2 protein-coding genes are annotated in these 989 nt (G+C 49.7%); one reads left to right on the forward strand and one right to left on the reverse strand.

Features of this window, described 5'->3' with window-relative positions:
- The first annotated feature begins 9 nt into the window (after positions 1–9).
- On the forward strand, positions 10–108 hold the full coding sequence (locus tag B2633_RS13910) for an amino acid--tRNA ligase-related protein (RefSeq protein WP_483171333.1): 99 nt from the start codon (positions 10–12) through the stop codon (positions 106–108).
- Between the two features lie 95 nt (positions 109–203).
- On the opposite strand, the gene B2633_RS13915 is transcribed toward B2633_RS13910, so the two are convergent.
- Positions 204–989: DUF5693 family protein (locus B2633_RS13915; RefSeq protein WP_483171332.1), on the reverse strand; the 786-nt coding region annotated here is incomplete at its 5' end.

Here is a 989-nt window from a genome sequence, read left to right on the forward strand (position 1 = left end):
GCAGGGGGACTGGGCATTGGTATCGATCGTTTGGTCATGCTCATCACCGGGTCGCCATCGATACGCGATGTCATCCTTTTCCCCACCCTCAGACCCAGGGAATTATAAGCGAGAAAAAAGGTGCGGTTTGGCAAACCACACCTGCTCATAGGAAATATCAGGCTGTCCTTGGAGACTTCCGACTCTCGGGGACAGCCTATTTATTACCGGTAATCATAGTTGAGTATCTCCGGAAAAAACCGCTTGGCTATCCATTCCAAAAGCATTATGCCCAGGACCACGCCCAGGCCTATTACTGCCCCCACCAGAATCCCTGCTAAACTGCGCTGCAGTGATATTGAGGCAGTGGTAAATACATGGCAGAAGCTGTTGACCATAGAAATGCTGCCGACTGTCACCGCCAGGCCCCATATGAATAGTATGAAGTCCTGGCGATACTTATGATAAAGGTATATTCCAGAGATCAGGGCCGGGTAACCAATCATGATTTCTTTGAAACGCGGCCGGGCGGGAAATATCATTTCCAGGATTTCACGCACCCGCAGTTCTAATGAAGATACACTGACGATATTGTTGCCGCTCCGCCCCAGATAATAATATCCCGCGGCCGCAGCTACTGCGAATAAGAACAGGACCAGGTAGCTGGGCTTTAACTGCAGGGTCTTCCATACCGCCATACTAAGCTTATCTTCGCCTTTGAAACAGCTGAAATAATTTAGCATGAACAGTAACAAGGGCAGGAAGAAGGATAATTTAACCCCGCTGAAAATCTTTATGTTCATGATATAGCGGATGTCTGCCAGACTGGCTATTACAGTATATCCGCCCAGAAGATTGATCCCCACCACCAGCAGCAAGCCATAAAGGGTCTTCAGCCATAAGGGGTGATGCCGCCGGTCGCGAAGGTATAGCAGCAATAGCAGGCTGGACAAAGTTGGATACAAAATCGCCGCCCCCAGGGCGTATAGCTTGGAAAGATCGAGCCCCGT

The sequence above is a fragment of the Syntrophomonas sp. UBA1041 genome, from assembly GCF_002316705.1.
Classification (GTDB): domain Bacteria; phylum Bacillota; class Syntrophomonadia; order Syntrophomonadales; family Syntrophomonadaceae; genus DTU019.